The following is a 19,244-nucleotide window of genomic DNA, read 5'->3' on the forward strand; positions in this document are numbered from 1 at the left end:
CCCGACGCCACCCCGCCATGACCGCAGATTCCGACTACGCCAGTCCCGCCGTGCGCACCCTGCGCGAAGACCTCGCGCTGGCCTTGCGCGCCGCCGCGCACCACGGCCTGTCCGAAGGCGTGTGCAATCATTTCAGCGTCCTGCTGCCCGGCGCCGGCGACCGCTACCTGATCAACCCGCGCGGCCTGCACTGGAGCGAGATCGGCGCCGATGACATCGTGCTGATCGACGTCCATGGCGAAGTGCTCGCCGGCCGGCACCGGGTCGAGCCGACCGCCCTCTTCATCCACGGCGCGGTGCATCGCCTCACGGGCCATGCGGTGGTGCTGCATTGCCACATGCCCTATGCGACCGCGCTGACGCTGACGGCCGATCGCGCGCTCGACCCCACCTTGAGTCAGAACGCGATGCGCTTCATGGACCGGATCGCGGTCGATGCCGACTACAACGGCCTGGCGCTCGACGACCGCGAGGGCGAGCGGATCGCCCGCGCCATGGTTGGCAAGGACGTGGCCTTCCTCGCCAACCATGGCGTGGTGGTGGCCGGCGCGCGCATCGCCCATGCCTACGACGACCTGTACTACCTCGAGCGCGCCTGCCTGCACCAAGTGATCGCGCAGTCCACCGGCCGGCCGCTGGTGCCGGTCGATCGGGCGCTGGCCGCGCAGGTCGCGGCCCAGATCCAGGGCGAGCGCGAGCAGTCGGACCTGTTCTTCGAGGCCCTGCGGCGCCTGCTGCCGGCGCCGCGCCCCGCTCGGCCCGCGTAGGGACCGCGCCGCCATCGGCTTCTCAGGAAGGCTGGATCCGGCGCATCAGCCCGCGGGTCGTTCGCGGCCAGCCGACCCGGCCGAACCAGGCGCCGCCCGCGATGGCCGAGGCGATGACCACGCCATAGACCACCAGCGCAGCGCCCTGCACCGCGAAGACATGCAGCAGGTCGCCGCCCCAGCGCAGCGCCAGCCAGCCGCCGAAGCCGGCCACCAGCAGCCGCGCCAGGTTGCCGATCACCGGCCAGAGCAGGCGCCCCGCCCCCTGCGACGCGAAGTACAGCACCAGCCCGACGCCGAAGAAGCCATAGAACGGACCGACCGCGCGCAGGTACTGGGCGCCGGCCTCGAGCATCGCCGGGTCGTGTCCGAACAGCAGCAGCCAGGGGCGCGGGAACAGGGCCGCCGCGAGGCCGATGGCGCCCGAGAGCACGAAGGCGATGGCCGCGCCGGCCCAGGTGGCGCGCAAGGCGCGCTCGCGCTGGCCGGCGCCGATGCAGGTGCCGACCATCGCGACCAGCGGCGCGCCGAGGCCGAACACCAACGGCACCAGCAGGTACTCGAGCCGCGAGGCCGTGCCGTAGCCGGCGATCGCGCCGGGTCCGAAATGGCCGGTCAGCGCGGTCGCGATGCCGATCGACAGGTTGGTCGCCACGGTCGACACAGCGGCGACCAGTCCGATGCGCAGGATGTCGCGAAACAGCGGCCAGCGGAAGCGAACGCCAGCCCATGAAGGCCGCAGCAGGCTGCGCCCGGAGCGCAGGTAGGCCCACAGCGCCAGCGTGCCGCCCAGGTAGTAGAGCAGCAGCGCCACCGCCCCGCCGGCGATGCCCAGACCGGGGACCGGCCCCCAGCCGAAGATCAGCAGCGGCGACAGCGGAATGAGCAGCACGACGCCGACCACCGTCACGTTGGCCGGCACCGCCATGTTGCCGGTGCCGCGCACCACCGCGGCCAGTGAGTTGAACAGCCACACCAGCACCGCGCCCGAGAACGCCACATGGGAATAGACCAGGGCCGCCTCGAGCGAGGCGCCGTCGCCGCCCATCAGCGTGAAGAGCCAGCGGCCGCCAAGCAGCATCGCGGCCATGAACAGCACACCGAAGCCGACCGCGATCGCGATCGCATGCAGCACCAGCGCATCGGCATCGTCGCGCCGCCGGGCGCCGAGCGCGCGCGCGATCGACGAGGCGATGCCGCCGCCCATCGCGCCGGCCGAAGTCATCTGCATCAGCATCACGATCGGGAACACCAGCGCCATGCCGGCCAGCGCATCGGTGCCGAGCTTGCCGACGAAGAAGGTCTCGATCAGCCCGACCGAGGCCTGCGCGACCATCACCACCACGTTGGGCGCGGCCAGCCGCAGCAGCGTCGGCACGATCGGCGCTTCGAGCAGGCGCCGGGTGCGGGGGTCGAGCGCCGTCATGCCGCCGCCGTCTTCGCCACCAGCACCGGCCGCGCCTCGCGGATCGGCAGGTTGACCAGCGCCGCGCCGGCCGCCAGCGCGATGTCGATGTACCACACGATGTCGTAGCTGCCGGTGGCCTGGAACACATAGCCGCCAAGGAAGGCGCCGAGGAAGCCGCCGACCTGGTGCGCCAGCATCACGATGCCGAACAGCATCGCCATGTTGGCCGGGCCGAACATCTTGGCGACCAGGCCGGCGGTCGGCGGCACGGTCGACAGGAAGGTGATGCCCATCACGGCCGCGAAGACCAGCATCACGGCGGGCGTCTTGGGCGCCAGCAGGAACACCAGCACCGCCAGGCCGCGGACCGCATAGAGCAGTGCCAGCAGCGACTTCATGCGCCAGCGGCCGACGGCCCAGCCCATCGCCAGGCTGCCGACGATGTTGAACAGGCCGATCATGCCGAGCGCCCAGCCGCCGATCTCGGGCGGCAGGCCGCAGGCCGCGACCACGCCGGGCAGGTGGGTGGCCAGGAAGGCGACGTGGAAGCCGCAGACCAGGAAGCCCAGGCTCAGGTAGCGGTAGCTCGGTGTCGCCAGCGCCTGCCCGATGGCCTGGCGCGCGGTCAACGGCCTGGTGCCGCTGGCGGCGGCCGACTGCGCCGCCAGCTGCTTCGAGTTGCCCTTCAGCACCCACACCGCCGGCAGCGCCAGCAGGATCAGGATCGCCAGCCACTGCATCGCGCTGGCCCAGCCGACGGTCGCCATCAGGCCGATCGCGATCGGCGCCATCGCGAACTGGCCGAAGGAGCCGCCCGCGTTCACCACGCCGGTGGCCAGGCCGCGCTTGTGGGCCGGCACCAGCCGCGTGGTCGCGGCCATCAGCACCGAGGGGCCGGCCATGCCCGCGCCGCCCGCGGCCAGCACGCCGATCGCGAAGATCAGGCCGCCGGTGGTGGTCATCAGCGGCGTGAGGAAGGTGCCCAGTGCCACCAGCAGCACGCCGATGAAGATCACGCGGCCGGTGCCGATGCGGTCGGCCACCGCGCCCGCGAATGGCTGCGTCAGGCCCCACCAGAGCTGGCCGAAGGCGAAGGCGAGGCTGATGCTGCCGATGCCCAGGCCGGTGGCGGTGTTCAGCGACGACAGGAAGAGCCCCATCGTCTGGCGCACCCCCATGGTCAGGGCGAAAGTGCCGGCCGCGGCCAGCAGCACCAGCCAGACGGCGTAGCGGGCGACGGGCGCCGGGCCCGCAGTGGTCTTGTCATTCATCGCACTCTCCCTCGGTTGTTTCGTCCAGGCCGCTCAGCAGTGCGATGCTTTCGTCGACCACGGCATGCAGCGCCAGCACCCTGTCGATGCCCAGCAGCGCGTTGAGCTTTTCCTGGGCGGTGCGCCAGTGGCGCTGCGCCTCGGCACGCTTGCCGCGGCCGGCCTCGGTGATCTCGACCAGCCGGCTGCGCGCATCGGACCCCTCGCCCTGCGTGAGCCAGCCGGCCGCCACCATCGGCTTGAGGTTGCGCGTCAGCGTCGAGGCGTCGACGCCCATCGCCTTCGCGAGCTCGCCCGGGCGGATCGGCCCGAGGTGCATCACGTGCGACAGCAGCGAGTACTGCGAGGTCTTGAGGCCGCTGTGGGCGACCTCGGCGTCGTAGTGGCGCGAGACCTGGCGCGCCAGGTGCCTGAGCCGGAAATTGGTGCAGCCCTGGGGCTTGGCGATGGCATTCATGGCGATGATTGTAGCTACAATCATTGTATATGCAACTTTGACGAGGAATACGAATGACAGCCACCGATCGACTGGCAGCCTGGATCGCCGAGGAAGACGCCATTTCCGAACGCCTGAACGCCGGGCCTGGCCCCGGCGTGGCGCGTCCCGAGCAGCTCGCCGGCAAGACCGGCCTCGAAATGATGGAGGCCATGCTGCGGGCCGAAATCCCCTATGCGGCGATCGCCAAGACGCTGTCGTTCCAGATCATCGAGGTCGGGCCCGGGCGCGCGGTGTTCCAGGGCCGGCCACTGGCCGAGCACCTGAATCCGCTCGGCACCATCCACGGCGGCTGGTTCGCCACCCTGCTCGACTCGGCGCTGGGCTGCGCGGTCCACACCATGATGCCGGCCGGCCGGGGCTACACCACTGCCGAACTCGGCGTGAACCTGGTCAAAGCGCTGTCGCCGAAGGTGCAGCGCGTGCGCGCCGAGGGCAAGGTGCTGCATTGCGGCCGCCAGCTGGCCACCGCCGAGGCCCGCCTGGTCGGCGCCGACGGCACGCTCTACGCCCACGCCACCACCACCTGCCTGGTGTTCGAGATGCCGAACCGCTGACCCGGCTCCCGCATTCCGGGACCGAAAATGATCTTCTTGCAAGGCATGGTGGGCATCGCTACGATCCAAGTCCGCGTCTCTGCCAGTTGAGCGGTACGGCCCGAGCTGCCGTGGAATACGAAAGGAAGCCACGATGAAGCCCCGATGCCTTCGCTGGCGAACGATCGGCGCCTGCGCGACGATCGCAGGGGGCTGCGCCAGCCTCCCAGTGCTCGCCCAATCAGAGGCGATTCCTTCGTTTCGGGAAGTCGACTCCATGGAGGCCCGAGTCCAGGGCTGCGTGACCTGCCACGGACAGAGCGGCCAAGGCACGAGCAACGGCTACTTCCCCCGCATTGCCGGCAAGCCCGCGGGCTATCTGTACAACCAGCTGGTGGCCTTTCGCGACGGCACGCGGCACTACGCGCCGATGAACTACCTCGTCGCCTATCTGCCGGATGCCTACCTGAAGGAGATTGCCCAGCACTTCGCGAGCCAGCGGCCCCCGTTCGCGCCGGCGGACCCGATGAAGGCGGACCTGGAAACCATGCGCAGGGGCGGCGCGCTGGTGGCGGGCGGAGATGCCGGCAAGGGCATCCCCGCGTGCGTCGCCTGCCACGGCATCGCGCTGACGGGGATGGAACCAGGCATTCCCGGCCTCGTCGGCCTGCGGCCGACCTATGTGGTGGCCCAGCTCACGCGCTGGCGCGTCGGCGAGCGCCACGCGGCCGAACCCGACTGCATGAAGCGCGTGGCCACACGCTTGTCCGATGCGGACATGAACGCCGTCGCGGCCTTTCTGTCACAACAGGCCGCGCCCAAGGACCCATCGCCGGAACCGGCCAATGTCGTTCGCATGCCCCTGGCATGCGGCAGCCAGAAGTGACGGTCATGAAACTGGCATTCAAGATCCTCCTCGCGCTCGTGGTGCTGGCGGTGGCGGGTGCCGCCGTCCTGTGGTGGTTGCGGCCTTCCGCATTGCCCGAGCCCGGCCGCGCCAGCACGGCCCCGAAGGATGCGACCACCGAGGTCATCACCCGCGGCGAGTACCTGGCGCGTGCCGGCGACTGCGTGGCATGCCACACGGAGCCCACGGGCAAGCCATTCGCGGGCGGCCGCGCGATGCCCACGCCTTTCGGCGCACTCTTCGTGCCCAACATCACGCCGGACGACGAGACCGGCATCGGCCGATGGAACCCCGATGACTTCTACCGGATGATGCACACGGGCGTTTCCAAGGACGGCACGCTGCTGTATCCGGCCATGCCGTTCGCCTCGTACACCAAGGTCACGCGGGCCGACAGCGACGCCATCTTTGCCTACCTGATGTCGGTCACGCCGGTGCGCCAGCAGAACCGGCCGCACGAGCTCAAGTTCCCTTTCAACAACCGGGACCTCCTGATCGGATGGCGAACGCTCTACTTCAAGGAAGGCGAGTTCATCCCCGACCCGAAGCAGAATGCCGAATGGAACCGTGGCGCGTACCTTGTCCAGGGTCTCGGCCACTGCGCGATGTGCCACACGGCCATCAATGCGCTGGGCGGATCGAGCGAATCGAAGGCCTTCGAAGGCGGCATGATCCCGAACCAGAACTGGTACGCCCCATCGCTCACTTCCAACCGCGAGGCGGGGCTCGGCAACTGGGAGATCCAGGAAATCGCCGACCTGCTGCAAGTCGGCGTCTCGCACCGCGGCACCACCTACGGTCCGATGGCGGAGGTGGTCTACAACAGCCTGCAGTACCTCAGCGACGAGGACGTCAAGGCGATGGCCGTCTACCTCAGGGCCTTGCCCCAGCGCGACTCCGAGCCGCCGCCGACGAGCCAGGCCCGGCTCGTGAGCCCCAGCGTCATGGAAACGGGGCGCAAGATCTACAGCACGCAATGCGCCATGTGCCATGGCGAAGAGGGCAAGGGGCATCCACCGTCGTTCCCGCCGCTGGCCGGGAACCAGTCCATCACGATGGCATCGCCGGTCAACTCGATCCGCATGGTGCTCAACGGCGGCTACGCGCCCGGCACCCGCAAGAACCCGCGCCCGCATGGCATGCCGCCTTTCAGCCACATCCTCGACGATGAAGAAGCGGCCGCCGTCGTCACCTACATCCGCGTGGCATGGGACAACAGCGGCACCCCGGTCGACGCATCCCAGATCAGCGAACTGCGCAAGTTGCTGCCCGAGTGAGGAAGCCAGCCATGTCCAGCATCAGCGAACAAGAAGAAGACCTCCGAGTCGACGACATCGTGCGCCGAGGGCCCACGGGCGCGTTCGCGGTGGCGGGCATCGCGACGGCCATCGTCGTGGCGATCTACTTCATCTTCTATTTCGCGGTGTACCTGCCGCGCGGGGCGGTGCAATGAGCGCAGCGCCGGGCCGCCCCAAGCAAGCTCGCACCCCCTCGGGGGGCAGCGAGGACACGAAGTGCCGAGCGTGGGGGCGTCTATGAGCGCCATGATGCCCTCGCATGAGTCCGAAGCGATTGCCGTCGCGGCCGAGCGACGCTGGACCTGGATCGTCGGCGCGATCATCGCGGTGCTGATCCTGATGATGGTCGTCACCGGCGTGCACTGGGCCTCCATGCCGCCATCGCGCGTGGAAACGATCGACGTGAAGACGCTGCATCTGCGGGGCGAGTTCATCGAGAGCAATCTCGGCACGGCCATCGAGTCGGACGGCCGGGTGGTCGTGCGCCTGATCGCGCAGCAGTATTCGTTCGAGCCGCAATGCATCGCGGTCCCGGCCGACACGCCCGTGACCTTTCGCGCAACGGCGACGGACGCCATCCACGGATTCATCATCGGCCGCACCAATGCCAACACGATGGTCGTGCCGGGCTTCGTGGCGACCTTCACGACATCATTCAGCCGGACCGGCGAACAGTTGATGCCATGCCACGAGTACTGCGGCACAGGCCACGAGGCGATGTGGGGGCGCGTGCAGGTGCTGCCGCGCGACGAATTCATGGCCAAGGCCCGGCCAGGTGAAAGGCTCAGTTGTGTTGCACGCTAGAAAACTCGTTCTGGCCCACTTCTGGGTGGCCTTCGTCGCCTTTCTGGGCGCGCTGGTGCTGGGTGCCTGGCAGATGTACATCCGCAGCCCGCTTTCGACCTGGATCAACAACCCGGAACACTACTACCGCTCGGTCACCGCGCACGGCACGGTCATGGCCTATGTGCTGCCCACGCTGGTCGCGATGGGCTTCGGCTATGCCATCTCCGAGCTTGCGCTGAAGAAGCCGCTGATCGGCATGCGCTGGGCGTGGGCCGGCTTCTGGCTCGTGGTGATCGGCACGGCGGTGGCGGCCGTGACGATGGCATCGGGCAAGGCGTCGGTGCTCTACACCTTCTACCCGCCCATGCTCGCAAGCCCGTTCTACTACCTGGGTGTGGTGCTGGTGGTCGTGGGCTCGTGGATCTGGGTCGCGCTCATGGCCATCAACCTGCGCGCATGGAAGACGCAGAACCCCGGCGAGCCCGTCCCGCTCGCGATGTTCGGCAACGTGGCCGGTGCGTACCTGTGGGCGTGGACCTCGCTCGGCGCGGCGATCGAAGTGCTGGTGTTGATCCTGCCGGCCTCGCTGGGGCTCACCGACACGATCAATGCCGGACTCGCGCGCGTCTTCTTCTCGTGGACGCTGCATGCCATCGTGTACTTCTGGCTGATGCCCTCGTACATCGCGTTCTACACGATCGTGCCGCGCGCCATCGGTGGCAGGCTGTACAGCGACACCATGGGGCGCGTGGCCTTCGTGCTCTTCCTCGTGTTCTCGATGCCGATCGGCATCCATCACCTCTTCGCGGACCCGCAGGTGGGCGCGGGCTTCAAGTTCGTGCATGCCGTGATGACGGCGATGGTGTCGGTGCCGACATTGCTCACGGTGTTCACCATCGTGGCGTCGGTCGAGATCGCCGGCAGGCTGCGCGGCGGCCAGGGAATGTTCGGCTGGCTCAGGACGCTGCCGTGGGACAACCCGATGATGCTGGCGGTGACGTTTTCCTTCATCATGCTCGGCTTCGGCGGCGCGGGCGGCATCATCAACATGAGCTACCAGCTCAACGAGACCATCCACAACACGCAGTGGGTGACGGGGCACTTCCACCTGATCTTCGCCGGTGCGATCGTGCTGATGTACTTCATGATCGCCTACGAGCTGTGGCCGCAGCTCACGGGATGCGCGCCGCTGTCGGCCGCGCTCGTCAAGTGGCAGATCTGGCTGTGGTTCGTCGGGATGATGATCCTGTCGATGCCGTGGCACCTGGTCGGCCTGCTCGGCATGCCGCGGCGCATGGCCTACTACGACTTCACGCATCCCGAGTTGCAGCCGCAGGCCTGGACCGTGACCGTGTCGGCGATCGGCGGCTTCATCCTCCTCGCGTCCGGCATCCTGCTGGTGTATACGCTCGCCACTGCCCGCAAGAAGGAAGGCACGGTCGTGGCGCCCTTCACCTTCAGCCGCACGGCGCATCCGTCGGCGCATACGCCGGTCGCGCTGAACGGCTTCGGCCTCTGGGTCGCGATGATGATCGGCCTCACGATCGTCAACTACGGCTACCCCATCGTGCAGCTGGCTTCGCTGAAGGAAGCCTATGTGCCGGTGATACCGATCGGGAGCCGGTGATGAAGGCGCACGACACGACGGGCTGGCGCAACCCCTGGTTCCGCAAGAGCATCTTGTGGCTGATCGTCCTGACCGTGGGCGCATTCCTGGCGGGCTTCGTGCTGCTGCCTTCGGTGCACAGCGACTTCAGCGCCAAGGGGGTGTGGGCGAGCATCTGCAGGGCGGCCGGGGTGCCGGCCGACTGGTCCTTCGGCACGGCGCCCCGGCAGGCCGCGACCGCCACGGATGTCGTGCTGGATCGATCGATGGGCAAGGAGGGCTCGCGCCAGGCGGTCGGACGCGGCGCCACGCTGGCGCTCAACTGCACCATGTGCCATGGCGCGCAGGGAATGAGCACGTCCGATGCGCCCAACCTCTCCGGCCAGTACCCTGAAGTGATCATCAAGCAACTGATGGACTACCGCGGCGGCAAGCGGGGCAGCCCCATCATGGTGGCGCTGTCCAGGAACCTGTCGGACGAGGACATCGCCGACCTGGCGGCCTACTACGCCCAACTGCCGAAGGCGCGAACCGCGCCGACGACCTATGACGAGGAACTCCCGGCGCTGGTGCGGGTCGGCGCGCCGTTGCGCAATATCGCACCCTGCGTCTCGTGCCATGGCGGCATCGACCAGAAGTTCGGCGCGCCGTGGCTGGAAGGCATGCCCAAGGGCTATCTCGCGCTGCAGCTCAAGGCATTCCGCTCGGGTGAGCGCGGCAATGATTCCGAGGCGCAGATGCGCAACGTGGCCCGCACGATGACGGACGCGGAAATCGAGGACGTCTCGGCCTTCTATGCACGCAAGGCCGGTCCTCGGACCGAATGACCGGTCGCTCCTGGCGGGTCCTGCGCCGGCGTCGCGGAGAACACTTCGAATTTGTGGGTGAATCGGCCCAGCACCCCCAAAGACGGCAGTGATAATTATTCGCATTGGCGCGCACCCACCGCCCGCCGGTGCCCCTTGTCACTGCCCCCTGGAGAAGCCACATGACCGCACGCCCTCGCGCGCCCGCCCGCGCGACCCTCGCGCTGGGCGCGACCGCCCTCACCCTGCTGGCCGCCGCCCTGCCGGCGCACGCTGCCGGCGAAGTCACGCTCTACACCACGCGCGAGCCCGGCCTGGTGCAGCCGCTGCTGGCGGCCTTCACTGCCCAGAACGACATCAAGGTCAACACCGTCTTCGTGAAGGACGGCCTGCTCGAAAGAGTCAAGGCCGAAGGCGCGCGCTCGCCGGCCGACTTGCTGATGACGGTCGACATCGGCAACCTGGTCGACCTGGTCGATGGCGGGGTCACCCAGCCGGTGCAATCGGCCGCGCTCCAGACGGCGATTCCGTCGAACCTGCGCGGCAGCGACGGCCAGTGGTTCGCGCTGTCGCTGCGGGCCCGCGTGCTGTATGCCGACAAGAGCCTGCCGCTGACGGCCTTCCGCTACGAGGACCTCGCCAACCCCAAGTACAAGGGCAAGGTCTGCATCCGCTCGGGCCAGCATCCCTATAACGTGGCGCTGGTGTCGGCCATGATCGCCCACGACGGCGAAGCCAAGGCCGAGCAGTGGCTGCGCGGCGTCAAGGCCAACCTGGGACGCAAGGCCACCGGCGGCGACCGCGACGTGGCGCGCGACATCCTCGGCGGCATCTGCGACGTCGGCCTGGCCAACTCCTACTACGTCGGCCAGCTCAAGGGCGCCAAGGAAGGCACGGACGCCCGCAAGTGGGGCGATGCGATCAAGGTGGTCAAGCCCACCTTCGCCCAGGGCGGCGGCACCCACGTCAACATCAGCGGCGCCGCGGTCGCGAAGCACGCGCCGCAGCGCGCCAATGCGGTCAAGCTGCTCGAGTTCCTGGTCTCGCCGCCGGCGCAAGTGCTCTACGCCGAAGCCAACTACGAGTTCCCGGTCCGCCAGGGCGTCGCGCTCGATCCGATCATCGCCAGCAGCATCGGCGAGCTCAAGGTCGATCCGCTGCCGGTCGCCGAGATCGCCAAGTACCGAAAGCAGGCCAGCGCGCTGGTCGACAAGGTCGCGTTCGACCAGTGATCCGGCTGCGGCAGGTCGGCCCGGTCTGGCGGACCGCTTCGATGACGATCGCGCTCGGCGTGCTGGCGCCGCTGCTGAGCCTGCTGTGGCTGGCCTTCGGTTCGGGCCTCGGCCACTGGGCCCGGCTGGTGCGCGACGTGCTGCCGCAAGCGGCGCTCGACACCGCCGTGCTGCTGGCCGGCGTCGGCCTGCTGGTGCTGGTGATCGGCACCGGCTGTGCCTGGCTGGTGAGCACCTGCGACTTCCCCGGCCGCGGCGTGCTGCACTGGGCCTTGCTGCTGCCGCTCGCGATGCCGACCTACATCGTGGCCTTCGCCTATCTCGACCTGCTGCACCCGCTCGGCCCGGTGCAGGGCGCGCTGCGCTGGCTGCTGGGTTTCGACAGCCCGCGCCAGTTCCGCCTGCCCGACCTGCGTTCGATGCCGGGCGCCATCTTCGTGCTCGGCTTCGTGCTCTACCCCTACGTCTACATGACCGCTCGCGCCATGTTCATGACCCAGCCGGCCCACCTGATGGAGGCGGCCCGCTCGCTCGGCGAGAGCCGCGCCGGTGCCTTCTTCCGGGTCGCGCTGCCGCTGGCCCGCCCGGCGCTGGCCGTCGGCCTCAGCCTGGCGCTGCTGGAGACGCTCAACGACATCGGCGCCTCCGAATTCCTCGGCATCCGGACCCTCACGGTTGCGGTCTACACGACCTGGATCACGCGCTCCGACCTCGCCGGCGCGGCACAGATCGCGTCGGCGATGCTGCTGGTCGTGATCGCGCTGGTGCTGCTGGAGCGCCACGGACGGCGCCGCCAGCGCTTCGGCTCGGCCCAGCGCATGCGCGCCATCCAGCCGCGGCGCCTGCACGGCACGGCCGCCTGGCTGGCCAGCGCCGCCGCGGCGCTGCCGGTGCTGGTCGGCTTCGCGGCGCCGGCGCTCCATCTGGTGTGGGAGACCGTCAAGCGGCTGCGCCAGGGCAATGGCATTTCCGGCGCGTTGATCGACAGCCTGCTCAACACGCTCGGCGTCGCGACGGGCGTCACAGTGGTCGCGGTGGCGGCCGGACTGGTGGTCGCCTGGGCGGTCCGGGCCCAAGGCTCGGCGCGCGACGGTGCACGCTGGCAAGGCCGGGCCGCCACGCTGGGCTATGCGGTGCCGGGCACCGTGCTGGCGATCGGCCTGCTGACCCCGGCGCTGGCCGCCGATGCCGCCCTGGCCGCGCTGATCGGCCACCCGGGTCTGCCGCTGATGGGCGCCGGCGTGGTGTTGGTGGTGGCCTGCGCGATCCGCTTCCTGGCGATGCCGGTGGGCGGCATCGAGGCCGGTCTCGCACGCATCCCGCCGGCACTCGAGCAGGCCGCCCGCCTGCTCGGCGAAAACACCGGCGGCACCTTGCGCCGGGTCCACCTTCCGCTGCTGCGGCCGGCGATCGCAGCCAGCGCGCTGCTGGTGTTCGTCGACGCGATGAAGGAGTTGCCGGCCACCCTGCTGCTGCGCCCGGCCAACTTCGACACGCTGGCCACCCGGCTCTACGCCGAGGCGGCGCGCGGCACCTACGAGGAAGGCGCGATCGCGGCGCTGGCGATCGTGGTCGCCGGGCTGCTGCCGGTGGTGCTGCTGGCGCGCCATGGTCTGTCGGAGGCCACCGCATGAGCCCCCGCCTGGCCGTTCCGAAGGGGGCTCGCACCGCAGTGCGAAGCACGGAGGTTACCCAATGAGCGCCGCGTTGTCCCTCGAGGCGCTGCGCCTCGGCTACGAAGGCCCAGGCGGGCTGCACACGGTGGTCGAGGACTTCTCGCTGGCCCTCGACGCCGGCGACATCGGCTGCCTGCTCGGCCCTTCGGGCTGCGGCAAGTCCACGGTGCTGCGCGCGATCGCCGGCTTCGAACCGGTGCGCGCCGGCCGCATCCGGCTGGGCGGCGTCACCTTGTCCTCGCCGGAAGTCCACCTGCCGCCCGAGCGGCGCCGGGTTGGCATGATGTTCCAGGAGTACGCGCTGTTTCCGCACCTGGACGCGGCGCGCAACGTGGCCTTCGGGCTGCGCCGCCTGCCCCACGCCGAGCAGCATCGGCGCGTCGCGAAGATGCTGGCGCTGGTCGGCCTGCCGGATGCCGGCGAGCGCCATCCCCACCAGCTCTCGGGCGGCCAGCAGCAGCGCATCGCATTGGCCCGTGCGCTGGCGCCCGAGCCGGCGCTGCTGCTGCTCGACGAGCCTTTCTCGAACCTCGACGGCGCCACCCGCGAGCGGCTGACCACCGAGGTGCGCGAGATCCTCAAGGCCGCCGGCCAGACCGCGGTGCTGGTGACGCACAATGAGGCCGAGGCACGGGCCATGGCCGACCGCGTCGGCGTGATGCACGAGGGCCGGCTGACCGACTGGGGCGGCAGCCGCCGCGGCTAGCTGAAGACGCCAAGAGGGCTTTTTTAGACAAGGTTTTCACGGCGCGGAAGAATCCCGCTTCCCGACCCACGCCGAACAAGAGAGAGAAAGCCTCATGTCGCACTTCAAGCCGCTCACCCTGGTCAGCCACCTGCTCTGCCCCTACGTGCAGCGCGCCGCGATCGTCCTGCACGAAAAGGGCGTCGCCTTCGAGCGCGTCGTCATCGACCTGGCCGACAGGCCGGACTGGTTCACCGCCATTTCGCCGCTAGGCAAGGTGCCCCTCCTGCGGGTGCCGCGGGAGGGCGGCGGCGAGGCGATCCTGTTCGAAAGCAATGTGATCTGCGAGTACCTGGAAGAGACGCAGTCCGGCGTGCGCCTGCACCCCGAAGATCCACTCGCGCGTGCCGGGCACCGGGCCTGGATGGAGTTCGGCTCCGCAATCCTCGCCGACCTGTGGGGCTACGAGACCACGCGCGATGCCGACGTGTTCGAGCAGAAGCGCCGCGCGCTCGCAGCCAAGTTCGAGCGCGTCGAGGCGGTGCTGAAGAACGGCCCTTACTTCGCGGGCGAACGCTTCAGCTTGGTCGATGCTGTCTTCGCGCCGATCTTTCGCTATTTCGAGGTCTTCGACGAAATCAGCCCCTCGCGCGTCTTCGATGCGACGCCGCGGGTGCGCGACTGGCGCGCGGCACTGAGGGCGCGACCGAGCGTGCGCGCCGCCGTGGTGCCCGAGTACGCGCAGCACCTGTGGGGCTTCCTGCGCCGGCATGAAGCGCATCTGCTGACACTGGCCGGCACCGCCGCGCGCGCCTGAAGCGCGACAATAGCTGAACGACAACTCTTCGCGCCCCACGATATGCGACTCCTCCACACCATGCTGCGCGTCGGCAACCTGCAGCGCTCGATCGACTTCTACACCCAGGTGCTGGGCATGCAGCTGCTGCGCACTTCGGAGAACCCCGAGTACAAGTACAGCCTGGCTTTCGTCGGCTACGAAGGCAACCCGGCCCAAGCCGAGATCGAGCTGACCTACAACTGGGGCACCGAAAGCTACGAGATGGGCACCGCCTACGGCCACATCGCGCTCGGCGTGCCCGACGCCTGCGCGGCCTGCGAGAAGATCAAGGCGGCCGGCGGCAATGTCACGCGAGAGGCCGGGCCGGTCAAGGGCGGCTCGACGGTGATCGCATTCGTGACGGATCCGGATGGGTACAAGATTGAATTGATCCAGAGAGAATCAACCGCAGGCAGCCGCCCATCAGACGCCAAAAGCGATCCACTGCGCGCCTGATCGAGCCCCGATGCCTGCGTCAGGGACTGAAGATCAGGACCACGTAGACGAGGAACACGACCAGATGCACGGCGCCTTCGAGGACTGTCGTGCGCGGCCCTGAGAACGTGAGCGTGCTCAGGATCAGCGTGAGGGCCAGCAAGGTCATGCCGGTCGGATCCAGGCCCAGGATGACGGTCTTGCCCGTCACGAGGCCGATGATGAGGATCGCCGGCACGGTGAGCCCGATGGTGGAGGCCGCGGCGCCGAGGCACAGGTTGATCGAGCGCTGCAGTTGATTCGCCCGCGCCGCGGCCAGCGCGCTGATTCCCTCCGGCGCGAAGACGATGACGGCAATGAGCACGCCGCCCAGGGCCGAAGGCGCCGCTAGCGCTGCGGTGCCGTGGTCGATGAGCGTGGCGAGCCGCCCGGACAGCAGCACGATGGGCAGCAAGGTGACAAGCAGCAGCCCCGTGTGGCGGACCATCGCGGCAGCGGATGGACCGTGCCCGGCATGCATGCCTGCGCCGGCCCCCGCGGACCTGCCGGCCTGAGCGTCGACGAAGAATTCCTGGTGACGGCGCGTCTGGATCAGCAGGAAGATCGCATACAGCAGGATGGTGAAGAGAGAGAAGAAGGCCGCCTGGATGACCGTCAGGCTGCCGGCCGGAACCGCTTGCGTGAAGTTGGGCAGGATGAGCGCGACCGATGACAGCGGGATGATCACCGCGAGATACGCGACGGCGCCCTGCAGGTTGTAGGCCTGCTCGCCATGGTGCAGCCCGCCCAGCAGCAGGGCCAGTCCGACGCCGCCGTTCAGCGCGATCATCAGCACGCCGAACATCGTGTCGCGGCCCAGCGTCGGCGTGGCATCGCTGCCGATCGCGACGGCGGCGATCAGCACGACCTCGATGATGACGATCGACAGCGTGAGCACCAGCGAGCCCAGCGGGTCGCCGAGCATGTCGGCGAGATGGTCGGCCTGTTCGACGACGCCGAAGGCGCACCACAGGATGATGACGAACAGCCACAAAAAGAACAGCGCGGCGCGCAAGCCCGAAGTGAGATCGGCAAGCCACGCGTCTCCGAACAGGAGGAACAGCGCCACCGTAGTCCACGCAACAGCAAGACGTCCGATGAGGATCATGATGGGCTCCGGGCTGGACCGGGGCCTTTTCTACCGGGACGGCGCGCGCTTGTAAACCTGAACGATTCTGCGATCCGACCGCGCCGGATGCGATCAGCAGCCCAGCAGATCCGCCAGTGCCCCGATATCCCGCGCATGCAGCGTGTTGTCGGGCTGCGGCGAGACATCCTTCGGCCGTCCGGGGCCGAACTCCAGGGGCCGCTCGATGTAGCCGGTGCGCAGTCCGCAGGCCCGCGCCGCCGCCAGGTCGTCGTGGTGCGCCGCCGCCAGCATCACCTGCCCCGGCGTGACGTCGAACACCGCCGCGACACCGAGGTAGGTGCGCGGATCGGGCTTGTAGGCCTTGAAAACCTCAGCCGACAGCACGCAGTCCCACGGCAGCCCGGCCCGCTTGGCCATCTCGGTGAGCAGGCCGATGTTGCCGTTGGACAGCGTGCAGATCGTGTACCTGCGCTTGAGCCGGGCCAGGCCCTCGACCGCATCGGGCCAGGCCGGCAGCCGGTGCCAGGCGCGGTTGAGCTCGCGCTTGGTGTCCGCGTCCAGATCGGCCACGCCGAAATCACGCAGCACATCGCCGAGGATGCCCATGTGCAGTTCGTCGAGCAGGGTGAAGCCGCCCTCGCCGGCCGCTAGGCGCTCCATCACGCCCTTCATCGCGGGCTGGTAGCCGGCACGCCAGGCCAGCGCGAAGGCGCCGCCATCGATGCCCGGCAGCAGGCGCTCGGCCTCGGCCGCAATGCCCGAATGCCAATCGACCACGGTGCCGAAGACGTCGAAGGCGATGACCTTCAGCTCGCTGCCTTCCAGGACTTCCGCCATCCCGCGACCTCTCAACGTGCCAGTTGGCAGGCCTCGCGCGCCAGCGCCTCGATGCGGCCCCAGTCGCCCGCGGCGATGGCGTCGGTCGGCACGATCCAGGAGCCGCCCACGCAGGCCACGTTGGAAAGCGCGAGAAACTCGTGCGCGTTGCCGGCGTGGACGCCGCCGGTAGGGCAGAATTTGACGTCGCCGAAGGGCCCTTGCCAGGCCTTCAGCATCGCCAGGCCGCCGGCCTGCACGGCCGGGAAGAACTTGAGCTCGGTCAGGCCGTCTTCCTGGGCCATCATGATCTCGCTTCCGGTCGCGACGCCGGGCAGGAGCGGCAGGCCGAGGTCGTGGCAGGCCTTGCCGACCGCCCTCGTATAGCCCGGGCTGACGCCGAAACGGGCCCCGGCCAGCGCCGAGGCCTGGGCGTCGGCGGCGCTGCGGATGGTGCCGGCGCCGGCCACGGCCTCGGGCACCTCCTTCGAGATGAGCTCGATGCATTCGAGCGCCTCGCGGGTGCGCAAGGTCACTTCGAGCATCCGGATGCCGCCGGCCACCAGCGCCCGCGCCAGCGGCACCGCGTCCTTGACGTCGTGCAGCACGATGACCGGAATCACCGGGGCGTCGCGCATCACGTCGAGCGCGGAAATCTTGTCGTTCACAGCCATGAGCAGGCTCCTTCTTCAGCAGTCAATGCATTGCGCCGCATGCCGGCGAACAGGTCGCGGCCCAGCCCGCGGCCGTTGGCGGCGCGTGCTTCGTCGGGCATCTTCGAGATTTCTCGGGCCGCCCATTCGTCCTCGGGCAGCAGCACGGTGAGCGTGCCGGCCACGCCGTCGAGCCGGATCAGGTCGCCGTCGCGCACCTTGGCCAGCGGGCCGCCGGCCGCGGCCTCGGGCGAGACGTGGATGGCCGCCGGCACCTTGCCCGAGGCACCGCTCATGCGGCCGTCGGTCACCAGCGCCACCCGGAAGCCCTTGCCCTGCAGTACCGACAGCGGCGGCGTGAGCTTGTGCAGCTCGGGCATGCCATTGGCCTGCGGGCCCTGCCAGCGCACCACGCAGACCACGTCGCGCTCGAGCTCGCCGGCCGTGAAGGCCTGCTGCAGCGCGGCTTGCGAGTCGAAGACACGGGCCGGCGCCTCGATCACGTGGCGGTCGCCGGGCACCGACGAGATCTTGATCACGCTGCGTCCCAGGTTGCCCTGCAGCAGCTTGAGCCCCCCGGTGGCGCTGAACGGCGCCGAGACCGGACGGGCGATGGTGTCGTCCTTGGACGGCGCGGCCGACTTCCAGGTGAGAGGCCGCTCGTCCGAGGGCGTGCCGGCCAACACCGGGACGCCGGCGAACTCGCGGATGCCTCCGGCGCGCACGCTGAGCACGTCGGCATGCATCAGGCCGGCATCGAGCAGTTCGCCGATGACGAAGCCCGGGCCGCCCGCCTCCTGGAAGCCGTTGACGTCGGCGGTGCCGTTCGGATAGACCCGCGTGAGCAGCGGCACCACCTCCGACAGTTCGGCGAAGTCGTTCCAGTCGATCAGGATGCCGGCGGCACGCGCCACCGCCACCCAGTGGATCAGGTGATTGGTCGAGCCGCCGGTGGCCAGCAGCGCCGCCATCGCGTTGACGATCACGCGCTCGTCCACCAGTTCGCCGATCGGCGGCACCGCGAAGGCCGCGTCTGAGGCCCGGCCCAGCACCGTGCGCACCGCCTCGCGCGTGAGCGCCTCGCGCATCGCGTCGCCGGGCTGGATGAAGGCCGAACCCGGCACATGCAGGCCCATGGCCTCGAGCAGCATCTGGTTGCTGTTGGCGGTGCCGTAGAAGGTGCAGGTGCCTTGCGCGTGGTAGGCCTGCATCTCGGCTTCGAGCAGGCCCTGGCGGCCCACCAGGCCCTGCGCCGCCTGTTCGCGGACCTTGGACTTGGCCGTGTTCGACAGACCCGAGGGCATCGGCCCGGCCGGCACGAAGACCGTCGGCAGATGGCCGAAATGCAGCGCGCCGATCAGCAGGCCCGGCACGATCTTGTCGCAGACGCCGAGCATCAGCGCCGCATCGAACATGTCGTGCGTGAGCGCCACCGCGGTGCCCATGGCGATCACGTCTCGGCTGAACAGGCTCAGCTCCATGCCGGGCGTGCCCTGGGTGACGCCGTCGCACATGGCCGGCACACCGCCCGCCACCTGCGCCGTGGCCCCGAGTCGGCGGGCCTCGTGCTTGACGATGTCCGGATAGCCCTGGTATGGGGCGTGGGCCGAGAGCATGTCGTTGTAGGCGGTGACGATGCCGATGTTGGGCGCGCGCTCGCTCACCACCCTGAACTTGTCGTTGGCCGGGATGCCGGCGACGGCATGCGCCACGTTGGCGCAGCCCATCCGGTCGGAGCCCCGGTCGCGAACGCGGGTGTCGGCCAGGTCTTGAAGATAGGCACTGCGCAGGCTCAGGCTGCGCGCACGAATGCGCTCGGTGACAGCGCGGACGGTGGGATGGGTGTTCATGGGCTGTGTCGCTCTGCCGATGAGCCAGCGTGGGGCGGCTCGGAAGTGC

At 69.3% G+C, this 19,244-nt stretch carries 20 protein-coding genes; 13 read left to right on the forward strand and 7 right to left on the reverse strand.

Features of this window, described 5'->3' with window-relative positions; all coding sequences use genetic code 11:
* Positions 1-17 precede the first annotated feature (17 nt).
* A complete protein-coding gene (locus QZH52_RS20660) occupies positions 18-767 on the forward strand; it encodes an aldolase (protein WP_301812477.1) in 750 nt (249 codons plus the stop codon).
* A gap of 22 nt (positions 768-789) precedes the next feature.
* Here QZH52_RS20660 and QZH52_RS20665 read toward each other — a convergent pair whose 3' ends face one another.
* Genes QZH52_RS20665 through QZH52_RS20675 form a run of 3 tightly spaced genes read right to left on the reverse strand, consistent with a single transcriptional unit; the run spans position 790 to position 3,903 of the window.
* Positions 790-2,193, reverse strand: a complete 1,404-nt coding sequence (locus QZH52_RS20665) for an MATE family efflux transporter (protein WP_301812478.1) — start codon at positions 2,191-2,193, stop codon at positions 790-792.
* On the reverse strand, positions 2,190-3,446 hold the full coding sequence (locus QZH52_RS20670; RefSeq protein ID WP_301812479.1) for an MFS transporter: 1,257 nt from the start codon (positions 3,444-3,446) through the stop codon (positions 2,190-2,192). Before QZH52_RS20670 ends, QZH52_RS20665 begins: the two co-directional genes overlap by 4 nt.
* Positions 3,439-3,903 carry a MarR family winged helix-turn-helix transcriptional regulator gene (locus QZH52_RS20675; RefSeq protein ID WP_301812480.1) on the reverse strand — a complete coding sequence of 155 codons (465 nt, stop codon included), beginning with the start codon at positions 3,901-3,903 and terminating at the stop codon, positions 3,439-3,441. The genes QZH52_RS20670 and QZH52_RS20675 overlap by 8 nt, the downstream gene beginning before the upstream one ends.
* A 53-nt stretch (positions 3,904-3,956) precedes the next feature.
* On the opposite strand from QZH52_RS20675, the gene QZH52_RS20680 reads away from it, so the two are divergent.
* The 12 genes from QZH52_RS20680 (at position 3,957) to gloA (ending at position 14,768) form a co-directional block, all read left to right on the forward strand.
* On the forward strand, positions 3,957-4,499 hold the full coding sequence (locus QZH52_RS20680) for a PaaI family thioesterase (protein ID WP_286522958.1): 543 nt from the start codon (positions 3,957-3,959) through the stop codon (positions 4,497-4,499).
* Positions 4,500-4,632: 133 nt separating this feature from the next.
* On the forward strand, positions 4,633-5,364 hold the full coding sequence (locus QZH52_RS20685) for a c-type cytochrome (protein WP_436411613.1): 732 nt from the start codon (positions 4,633-4,635) through the stop codon (positions 5,362-5,364).
* 5 nt (positions 5,365-5,369) lie between these two features.
* A complete protein-coding gene (locus QZH52_RS20690; RefSeq protein WP_301812481.1) occupies positions 5,370-6,662 on the forward strand; it encodes a c-type cytochrome in 1,293 nt (430 codons plus the stop codon).
* An 11-nt stretch (positions 6,663-6,673) separates the two neighbouring features.
* Positions 6,674-6,838 carry a hypothetical protein gene (locus tag QZH52_RS20695; protein WP_301812482.1) on the forward strand — a complete coding sequence of 55 codons (165 nt, stop codon included), beginning with the start codon at positions 6,674-6,676 and terminating at the stop codon, positions 6,836-6,838.
* A gap of 91 nt (positions 6,839-6,929) precedes the next feature.
* Entirely contained in the window at positions 6,930-7,487 is a 558-nt protein-coding gene (locus tag QZH52_RS20700) for a cupredoxin domain-containing protein (protein WP_301812483.1), read from the forward strand.
* Positions 7,474-9,096, forward strand: coding sequence for a cbb3-type cytochrome c oxidase subunit I (locus tag QZH52_RS20705; RefSeq protein WP_301812550.1), 1,623 nt, complete (start codon positions 7,474-7,476; stop codon positions 9,094-9,096). The genes QZH52_RS20700 and QZH52_RS20705 overlap by 14 nt, the downstream gene beginning before the upstream one ends.
* Positions 9,096-9,902: a c-type cytochrome gene (locus QZH52_RS20710; protein WP_301812484.1), complete on the forward strand. Its 807-nt coding sequence runs from the start codon at positions 9,096-9,098 to the stop codon at positions 9,900-9,902. Before QZH52_RS20705 ends, QZH52_RS20710 begins: the two co-directional genes overlap by 1 nt.
* A gap of 161 nt (positions 9,903-10,063) precedes the next feature.
* The gene (locus QZH52_RS20715; protein WP_301812485.1) at positions 10,064-11,113 is read left to right on the forward strand and encodes an extracellular solute-binding protein; all 1,050 of its coding nucleotides are present in this window, start codon (positions 10,064-10,066) and stop codon (positions 11,111-11,113) included.
* 41 nt (positions 11,114-11,154) lie between these two features.
* On the forward strand, positions 11,155-12,747 hold the full coding sequence (locus QZH52_RS20720; RefSeq protein ID WP_301812486.1) for an ABC transporter permease: 1,593 nt from the start codon (positions 11,155-11,157) through the stop codon (positions 12,745-12,747).
* 61 nt (positions 12,748-12,808) lie between these two features.
* Positions 12,809-13,495, forward strand: a complete 687-nt coding sequence (locus tag QZH52_RS20725; RefSeq protein WP_301812487.1) for an ABC transporter ATP-binding protein — start codon at positions 12,809-12,811, stop codon at positions 13,493-13,495.
* Between the two features lie 94 nt (positions 13,496-13,589).
* Positions 13,590-14,291 (forward strand): glutathione S-transferase family protein, encoded by a 702-nt coding sequence (locus QZH52_RS20730; protein WP_301812488.1) that lies wholly within the window; start codon positions 13,590-13,592, stop codon positions 14,289-14,291.
* Positions 14,292-14,333: 42 nt separating this feature from the next.
* On the forward strand, positions 14,334-14,768 hold the full coding sequence (gloA, locus tag QZH52_RS20735) for a lactoylglutathione lyase (RefSeq protein WP_301812489.1): 435 nt from the start codon (positions 14,334-14,336) through the stop codon (positions 14,766-14,768).
* Positions 14,769-14,787: 19 nt separating this feature from the next.
* Here the strand turns inward: gloA and QZH52_RS20740 are convergent, their stop codons facing one another.
* From QZH52_RS20740 to edd, 4 genes are all read right to left on the reverse strand, one after another.
* Positions 14,788-15,894 carry a calcium:cation antiporter gene (locus tag QZH52_RS20740; RefSeq protein WP_301812490.1) on the reverse strand — a complete coding sequence of 369 codons (1,107 nt, stop codon included), beginning with the start codon at positions 15,892-15,894 and terminating at the stop codon, positions 14,788-14,790.
* 93 nt (positions 15,895-15,987) lie between these two features.
* Positions 15,988-16,713 (reverse strand): haloacid dehalogenase type II, encoded by a 726-nt coding sequence (locus QZH52_RS20745; RefSeq protein WP_301812491.1) that lies wholly within the window; start codon positions 16,711-16,713, stop codon positions 15,988-15,990.
* A gap of 11 nt (positions 16,714-16,724) precedes the next feature.
* Positions 16,725-17,366, reverse strand: a complete 642-nt coding sequence (eda, locus tag QZH52_RS20750; RefSeq protein WP_301812492.1) for a bifunctional 4-hydroxy-2-oxoglutarate aldolase/2-dehydro-3-deoxy-phosphogluconate aldolase — start codon at positions 17,364-17,366, stop codon at positions 16,725-16,727.
* Positions 17,357-19,195 carry a phosphogluconate dehydratase gene (gene edd / locus QZH52_RS20755; protein WP_301812493.1) on the reverse strand — a complete coding sequence of 613 codons (1,839 nt, stop codon included), beginning with the start codon at positions 19,193-19,195 and terminating at the stop codon, positions 17,357-17,359. The genes eda and edd overlap by 10 nt, the downstream gene beginning before the upstream one ends.
* Positions 19,196-19,244: the final 49 nt, after the last annotated feature.

The organism is Variovorax ginsengisoli (assembly GCF_030486595.1).
Lineage (GTDB): Bacteria > Pseudomonadota > Gammaproteobacteria > Burkholderiales > Burkholderiaceae_C > Variovorax > Variovorax ginsengisoli_B.